This window comes from Zarconia sp., from assembly GCF_057467645.1.
The window spans coordinates 64,391-71,864 of record NZ_JBRJXU010000056.1 but is presented as its reverse complement, the minus strand read 5'-3'; the positions used below and the strand labels follow the sequence as shown (position 1 = coordinate 71,864).

The window sequence follows — 7,474 nt, the reverse complement described above, 5'->3', positions numbered from 1 at the left end:
ATAGCAGTTGCCATACCGGTTAAGGCATAAGTAACCGTGGGCAAGGGAGGCAGCGGTCGGACCCCGAGTTCGCGTGCAAGATGCAAGGGAACGCCGACCGTCGGGAGGCAGGGGGGGAAAGACCACGGGTTAATTACATAATTGTCAGGCATTGTCCTAAGCGTCCTGGCAGTTGCTATATTTCTTCGAGTCGTGTAAAGAAACTGCTCGCGAAGCGCTACATAGAAGATCGTGAAACGATAACATCGGTATTTTCCACTTCCCATTCCCGGTTCCCCACCCAAACCCGCGCACGATCTCGCTATTCTTTTCTCCAATTCTCTCCCCCTGCTCCCCCTTAACCCTTTTCCACCAGATATCTAGCCCGTAGCGGCACTAGAGATCGGAAGATTGCATCAAAATCAATCGCAGGGGATCTAACTGCACCCGCCAGGGAAAGGGGCGATCTTTAAGAGTCATCCACTTTTCCTTAAACACTTCCGCTTGCAGGTGGTAATCGCTCCCATGGGTGGGCGGACTGTTGAGTTTCAGGTACAGCGTCATCCGATGGGGAGTTTCGCTGGCGGCCGTCAGCCAACAGGGAAATGTATTCCGCAGGGGGCGAGAGGTGAGCGGAAAGTCGATCTGATGGGCGCGGATGCCCACCTGGGCGAAGTTATCCGGGACGGGTTCGAGGGTTTCCAGGGTGCAGTCCCAATCGAGGGCTTGAATGCGATCGCCCCCTTTGGAAATCGCGCTAGAAAAGTTTTTACAGCCGGTGAGTTGGGCGACTCGAACGGTTTGGGGATGCTCGAAGATGGCATGTTTGGGACCGTGGGCGATGGCGCTTCCCCCTTCGAGAACCAACAGGCGATCGCACACCCGATAGGCTTCTTCGAGGTTGTGGGTCACAAACAGCGTCGTTCCCGCATAGGTGGCCAATCGGGCGATGGTGTACCGTTCGATGCGGCTGCGCAGATGGGTATCCAGGGCGGAGAAGGGTTCGTCGAGTAACAGCACTTCCGGTTGATTCGCCAAGGCGCGGGCGAGGGCGACTCGTTGCTGCTGTCCCCCGGAAAGCTGGTGGGGATAGCGGTGGGCCAGTTCCGCTAAATCCATCGCCGCCAGTTGCCGATCGATTTCCGGGTGCGCAACCCCCCGCTTCACCCGACCCGCCCTCAAACCAAAGGCAATATTTTGAGCGACGGTGAGGTGGGGAAACAAGGCGTAATTTTGGAAGAGAAATCCTACTTTGCGATCGCGGCTGGGGAGGTTGATGCCCCGTTGGCTATCGAACAGTACCCGTCCGTTGAGCACGATCCGACCGCTATCGGGGGTTTCAATCCCGGCGATACAGCGCAAAATCAAACTTTTCCCCGCCCCAGAAGCCCCCAGCAGACCCAAAGCCCGATCTCCCGTGGTAAACGAGACGTTGAGCTGGAAATGGGGCAGCTTTTTTTGAATATCGACGCTGAGGGCGATCGGGATTTCGCTTCGATCGATTGGATGAACTGGGCATAAGGTTGGCACCTCCGTCACCGGTGGCGGTAAATCGAAGAAACCCTCTCGACGGTTCGATCGCGATCGCCCTCTGGCTTTTTTGAGACGCCGGCGTTTCCACCACAGATTCGTCGCCGTCAGTCCAAATAGGGAAATTCCCAGAATCGTCAGCGACCACAACCACGCCTCCCGCAAATCTCCCCCTTCCACGGCAAAGTAAATCGCCATGGGAATCGTCTGGGTGCGTCCGGGAATATTCCCCGCCAGCATCAGCGTCGCCCCAAACTCCCCCAACGCCCGGGCAAAGGCAAGGGTCGTACCGGCGAGAATTCCCGGCAGGGCTAGGGGAAGCGTCACCCGCCAGAAAATCGCCGTTTCCGAAGCCCCCAGGGTTCTCGCCGCTCGTTGGAGATTGGCATCAATTTGCTCGAACGCCCCCAAGGCGGTTTTGTACATTAGGGGGAACGCGACGACGGTCGCGGTAATCACCGCAGCGTACCAGGTAAAAACGATCTGAAGACCCGCCCAGGAGAAGAACTCACCCAGGGGACCATTGCGCCCGAACAGTAACAGCAGCAAAAATCCGGCAACCGTCGGCGGCAAAATCAAGGGCGAAATGAGAAACCCTTCAATCAAGGGCTTCCATCTACCGCGATAGTTGAGCATCCAGTGAGCTGCCGCAATACCGAGGAAGAAGATAATCGCCGTCGCGATCGCAGCAATTTTGAGGGAAATCCAGAGGGGGGAGAGGTCGAGAGGCATGGTTTTTTTTGGATCGGAGGGGGCTGTAGGGGCACAAGCATTTGGGCGATCAATGATGGGTCAAACGAAATCTGACATATCCAAATGCTTTGCCCTTCTTGGCGGACAGAGGAAAGCAGAGGGGGCTTTGGGAGGCAGGGGAGGCCAGGAACGAACCGATTCTTCACTCGAGTTTAGATAAAACTTCGATCTCGAAAGCGATAACCAGCGATGCAGTAAGTTTTCGATCGAACTTCGGATTGTGAAACTCTCAAATCATCTCAGAATAAGGGTTTGACGATTCGAGCCGTGAAATTTCTCTAAACTCCAGTTCAGAAAAGACGAGAGAGCGGGGAGTGCACTTTACCGAAGCCAAACTGCTCGAAGACGGCTTGGGCTTGGCGGTCTGCCAAAAACGTCATGTAAATCGTCGCCGCTTCAACGTTGGAACTCTCAGCGAGGGCGGCAATGGGGTAGACGATCGCATCGTGAGAGTCCGGGGGAGCCGAGGCAACGATTTTTACCCCGTCGGAGCGTTGCGCGTCGGTGGCGTAGACAATGCCAGCATCGACGTTACCGCTTTCAACAGCAGCCAGAACGCTGCGGACGTTATTGCCAAAGACAAATTTGGGTTGGAGGCTCTCTAAAAGTCCGAGATAGGTGAAAGCTTCCTGGGCGTATTGTCCCGCCGGCACGCTGCGGAATTCTCCCACAGCGATTTTGCCGATCCGCCCTTCGTTCAACTGCTGCCAGCGATCGAGTTCCAGATTGGTGTTTTTCGGCGCGATCGCCACCAGAGCGTTCGCGACCAAATCCCGCCGAGTTTCGGTAAGAATCAGGTTCTTGGCCTCCAATGCATCCATTTGCTGGCTGGCTGCTGAAAAGAAGATATCGGCCGGTGCGCCTTGCTCGATTTGTCGTTGGAGGGCGCCGGAAGAGGCAAAGTTGTAGTTGAGGGCGATGTCCGGTTCGGCAGCTGCGAATAGGGGGTCGATCGCCTCGAGCGCGTCTTGCAGGCTGGCGGCGGCCGATACCGTCAGGGTGGCAATCGGCGCGTTGGCATTCTCCACCGAAGGGCGATCGAGCTGGCTGCACCCGATGGCAATCCAACAGGCAATGAGGGCGATCGCGATCGATTTGGGCAAACCAGAAATGTTCATCGTTTTCTCAACCGTTGTCTCTCAATCGTCTTCTCAGGGGTTCGCTCGTTTGGGCACTCTAAGGACTCAAGATGAGCCAACTATTACGTTCTGACTCTAATACCGAGGCGATTTTTTCGGGAAAATCGGCCAAACCGGTATTGCGTTCCGCTCTCGAAATCGGGGTCGTAAAGGTATAGTTGGGATCGCACTGCCAGGTATCGTAAACCTGAAATACCCACTTGTCCGGTAAGCCTTCGATGCCGATTTCGACGATATACCAACGATCTTCGACGAAGCGAGATGTTAGGAGACTAAACCATTCTCGATCGTCCGGGGAAAGACTCCATTCATCCACGAGAAAATCGAAAGCAATTCTTTCGGCATTGCGAGCGGTTAATTGCATTTGAGCCAACATTTTCAGTACCTTTAAGTCGAGGGTTGAGGATAAAGTTCGAGCTGATGTGCCAGTTCGCGAGCGACGTAAATTAGGAATTTTGCCCCATCTTGGTTATCTTGATGGGCCATTGCTGTCGCCACTTGCATCATCGTTTGCACCAGACCGGCATCGATGAGATCGAGCCGTTCGTCTAAGACCTCGGGTTCTTTGCCATTGGGGCATTTGAACAGTCGATCGATGAGCTGTAAGTATTGTTGTTGGCGTTCGGTTGTCATGGGTCCTACCTTTGTGTCGTGCCACGTGCAACTGAATTATCCAAACCCTTACAACATCGGGTTAAAGGGGAAAGGAGATAGCTCGATCGCCACGTGGCTGGGCAACAACGTTGCATATAGCGTTTTGGCTTGTGAAAATCGATGGCAATGACCAGATTTTCGTTCTCATTCCTTGCGCGCCACAATATGGAATAAATGCCAGTATCGCGGTTCGCCCAAAGGAGTTTGACCGGGATGTTCTTCTTCTTCCAAGAACTCAATTTCAAACGATTGCAAAAGTGCTTCGACCTGTTGCCGGGTATGGTGGCTGATGTTCGAGTAACCCGCCCAAGAATCGCGATCGCCAAAGAGCTGACCGCAAAACCGCCCGCCCGATCGCAAAGAGAGCGCGATGTCTTCCCAGAGACTGGGAAAATGTTCTGACGGGCAAAAAGGCAGGCAAAAGCTCGCATTCACCAAGTCGATCGCGGGCGGGAGAACGAGGGATTCAAAGCGTTGGACGCGGGTTTCGAGAAACGTTCGATTGATATCGGAGCGTCCTCGGAGCCTAGAAATTGCCGCTTGTTCCCCATCAATCGCCAACACCCGCCAGCCTTGTCGGAGCAGTTCCACCGTATCGCGTCCGTCGCCACACCCCAAATCCACCGCAAATCGTCGGGTTGGGGTCCCGGCTCGATCGTCAGGTCGATCTTCAAATCGAGCCAAGGCAAACCGCAGCGTCTCTCTGGGGGGTCGTCCTTCGATCGCGCGATAGTAGGCCGACCAATCCCGTTCCATAAAAGAGTGCTTGGTTGAGTTCTCGTCAGACTGCGACACGATCCGCTTCACTCCTCTCCCATCACGCCAGTGCCATGGGAGCATGGGTATGGCAGCCCTTGGGACAGACCCGCATACAGGCCTGGCAGCCAACGCAGCGATCGGCATCGACGATGCTCATCACTTTGCGTTCGATATCGTCGTCATCCTCGTCTTCATCAACCATTTCACCGTCTTCATTGAGACCGATTAACGACATGACGGCCCGACCGCAAACCTTGAAACAACGACCGCAGCCGATACAGGTCTCGCGATTGATGTCTTTGAGAAATTGGGGCGTCCAGTTGTTTTGACCGAACGTTAAACCCGTTAAGTACGTCATCGAGTTACTCCTGTGAAAATCCGAATACTCCAGTTTCGAAGGGATATCAGATGGTTAGCATTCAGCCATCAGCCGTCAGCCATCAGTTGCTTTCAAGTCCCGAGAGGGGAAATTTTAATGGATTCTCATGCCAAAGACTGCCAATTTCCACCCCGAAGCGAGAACTCCGATTCAACCAATATTGAGTGCATTTTCCTCAAAAGCTCACAGCGAATCGCTAAGTGCTCAATGCTTACATCAGATGAAATACGCTTCCTGGTGCGTCTTAATCGTGCAGTCCGATTTCGGGTAAGCCACGCACAGGAGAACCCAACCTTTGGCAATTTGGTCGTCGTCTAAAAAGACTTGGTCGCTTTGATCGACTTCACCTTCAACAATTTTGCCCACGCAGCTCGAACAAGAACCAGAAGCGCAGGAAAAAGGAAGCTCGAGTCCTTGCTCTTCGGCCGCCGACAGGATGTAGGTATCCTCCTCGACGGGAATGGTAATGTCGATTTTCCGTTTTTTGTTGGTGAGTGTTACTTGATAAGTTGTCACGATCGTTTCTCCTCTCTTGTTAAGTTGTTGTTGTTAGGTCGATCGGCTTTGGGGAGCTTCGGTAGCTTTGGAGGCATTGGAGGCTTCGGTAGCTTTGGAGGCATTGGAGGTTTTGGAAGCTTCGGTGGCTTCAGAGGCTTTGGGGGCTAAATTCCCCCTTGTCCCCTTGTCTCCTTGTCCCCTTGTCCCCTTGTCTCCCCCCTCTCCCTTCCCGCGTCACCACTAACTGCAAGACACCCCAGCCGGAGTACAATCTCCAGCTTGGAAGGATTGACCGCAGCCGCAGGTATCGGTGGCGTTGGGATTGGAGAATTTGAAGCCGCTTTCGATGAGACCGTCAACGTAGTCCACCACCACGCCTTCGAGTAGAGGAGCGCTTTGGCGATCGATATAAACTTTGAGGCTGCCGCGATCGTCAATCAGGTCATCGGTTTGGGGAGCATCAGCCAGATCGAGGGCGTATTGGTAGCCGCTACAGCCGCCATCGTTAACGGAAAACCGGATGCCGCGATCGGTGGAGTCGGTATCTCGGCTGCTGCCGCGCACGAAAGCACGGAGTCGGAGTTCGGCAATTTCGGTGAGTGTAATCGTCATGGGAGTTTCCTCGGTTGAAGTTCTAAATGTGGCTCGGAATTGGAGATGGTTTGGGTTGTCGTCCGATGTCGGGATGGGAAGATTCGATCGAAGGATGCAGTTATTGGGTCTTGTTTTGGAACTAAGGGCGATCGCCAACGAAGGGGGTAGAGTGACTTGACGCGACCGGTATCGGTGGGAACCCTCAGTACAATGGCAACAACCAGGAGTTCGATCGGCCAGGGGATGAAAACCAGACTGGCGAAGATGCACAACACCATCACCAACGCGAAGGTGATTTGCAAGGCTTCATCGGAGACAGTTTTGGTCAGTTGATAGGCGATCGCGGCGAGCAACAGGGCGATCGATGCGGACAGGAGCATGATGGGGAATATTTGGGCGCAAGACAGTTTGGGAGCGCTCCCCGCACACCGGACAGTTGGGGTCGCGATAGGGACGGCGCTTGGCAAACTCGGCTCGGCTCAAATCCATGGTCAGGAGTTGGTTTAATAGGGGTTCGCCAAAACCGGCAATCAGCTTAATGGCTTCGAGAGCCGTCAAACAGGCCAGAGTTCCCGACACGGCCCCCAGAACCCCAAACCCCCGTCGATCCCAATCCGGTTTCTCGGGAAACAGGCAGGATAAGCAAGGCGTCCGACCCGGTACGATCGTCGTCAGATAGGCTTCCATATCGTTCATCGCTGCTTCCACCATGGGTTTCTCCCAGCGCACGCAAGCGGTGTTGAGCAGGTTGCGTTCGTCGAAGTTATGGGCGCAGTCCAAAGTCACATCCGCGCGCCGTACCAATTCATCGACATTCTCGGGGGTGACGTAATCGAACACCGCATCCACCCGCACGTCGGGATTAATCTCGTTCAACGTCGATTTCGCCTTAAAGACCCTGGCTTTACCCACCCAGTCGTGGCTCATCAAAATTTGCCGGTTCATGTCGTCGAGTCGGAGTTCGCCACCCCGCACCAAAATGAGTTGACCCACGCCAGCCACCGCCAGGTAGAGTGCGGCGGTTCCCCCTAATCCCCCAACTCCGGTCACCAACACGGTGGAGTCTTTTAACTTTTGTTGGGCGGCTTCGCCAAAGCCAGGGAGCATCATCTGGCGGCGATAGCGTTCGAGTTCTGTGGGGGTTAGGTTCGACACGATCGAGTCTCCTGGGTTCTGTCCGATAAGGGTA

The 7,474-nt window shown here is 54.5% G+C and carries 11 protein-coding genes; 1 reads left to right on the top strand and 10 read right to left on the bottom strand.

Annotated elements, in window-relative coordinates; translation table 11 throughout:
* Window positions 1-375: 375 nt before the first annotated feature.
* The 4 genes from modB to AC2215_RS08250 form a co-directional block, all read right to left on the bottom strand.
* Window positions 376-2,241 (bottom strand): molybdate ABC transporter permease subunit, encoded by a 1,866-nt coding sequence (gene modB, locus AC2215_RS08265; RefSeq protein ID WP_486809495.1) that lies wholly within the window; start codon window positions 2,239-2,241, stop codon window positions 376-378.
* A gap of 311 nt (window positions 2,242-2,552) precedes the next feature.
* On the bottom strand, window positions 2,553-3,380 hold the full coding sequence (gene modA / locus AC2215_RS08260; RefSeq protein ID WP_486809494.1) for a molybdate ABC transporter substrate-binding protein: 828 nt from the start codon (window positions 3,378-3,380) through the stop codon (window positions 2,553-2,555).
* A 58-nt stretch (window positions 3,381-3,438) separates the two neighbouring features.
* The gene (locus tag AC2215_RS08255) at window positions 3,439-3,777 is read right to left on the bottom strand and encodes a hypothetical protein (RefSeq protein ID WP_486809493.1); all 339 of its coding nucleotides are present in this window, start codon (window positions 3,775-3,777) and stop codon (window positions 3,439-3,441) included.
* Window positions 3,778-3,788: 11 nt separating this feature from the next.
* The gene (locus tag AC2215_RS08250) at window positions 3,789-4,034 is read right to left on the bottom strand and encodes a hypothetical protein (RefSeq protein WP_486809492.1); all 246 of its coding nucleotides are present in this window, start codon (window positions 4,032-4,034) and stop codon (window positions 3,789-3,791) included.
* Here AC2215_RS08250 and AC2215_RS08245 point away from each other — a divergent pair.
* Window positions 4,033-4,185 (top strand): hypothetical protein, encoded by a 153-nt coding sequence (locus AC2215_RS08245; protein ID WP_486809491.1) that lies wholly within the window; start codon window positions 4,033-4,035, stop codon window positions 4,183-4,185. The two genes, AC2215_RS08250 and AC2215_RS08245, sit on opposite strands and share 2 nt — an antisense overlap.
* A gap of 14 nt (window positions 4,186-4,199) precedes the next feature.
* Here the strand turns inward: AC2215_RS08245 and AC2215_RS08240 are convergent, their stop codons facing one another.
* The 6 genes from AC2215_RS08240 to AC2215_RS08215 all read right to left on the bottom strand — a co-directional run bounded on the left by AC2215_RS08240 (window position 4,200) and on the right by AC2215_RS08215 (window position 7,440).
* Window positions 4,200-4,895 (bottom strand): class I SAM-dependent methyltransferase, encoded by a 696-nt coding sequence (locus AC2215_RS08240; RefSeq protein ID WP_486809490.1) that lies wholly within the window; start codon window positions 4,893-4,895, stop codon window positions 4,200-4,202.
* Window positions 4,873-5,172 (bottom strand): ferredoxin III, nif-specific, encoded by a 300-nt coding sequence (gene fdxB, locus AC2215_RS08235; protein WP_486809489.1) that lies wholly within the window; start codon window positions 5,170-5,172, stop codon window positions 4,873-4,875. Before fdxB ends, AC2215_RS08240 begins: the two co-directional genes overlap by 23 nt.
* Window positions 5,173-5,409: 237 nt before the next feature.
* A complete protein-coding gene (locus AC2215_RS08230) occupies window positions 5,410-5,709 on the bottom strand; it encodes a 2Fe-2S iron-sulfur cluster-binding protein (protein WP_486809488.1) in 300 nt (99 codons plus the stop codon).
* A 222-nt stretch (window positions 5,710-5,931) separates the two neighbouring features.
* Window positions 5,932-6,303: a HesB/IscA family protein gene (locus tag AC2215_RS08225; protein ID WP_486809487.1), complete on the bottom strand. Its 372-nt coding sequence runs from the start codon at window positions 6,301-6,303 to the stop codon at window positions 5,932-5,934.
* The gene (locus tag AC2215_RS08220) at window positions 6,300-6,665 is read right to left on the bottom strand and encodes a hypothetical protein (protein WP_486809486.1); all 366 of its coding nucleotides are present in this window, start codon (window positions 6,663-6,665) and stop codon (window positions 6,300-6,302) included. Before AC2215_RS08220 ends, AC2215_RS08225 begins: the two co-directional genes overlap by 4 nt.
* Entirely contained in the window at window positions 6,592-7,440 is an 849-nt protein-coding gene (locus AC2215_RS08215; RefSeq protein WP_486809485.1) for a HesA/MoeB/ThiF family protein, read from the bottom strand. Before AC2215_RS08215 ends, AC2215_RS08220 begins: the two co-directional genes overlap by 74 nt.
* Window positions 7,441-7,474 lie beyond the last annotated feature (34 nt).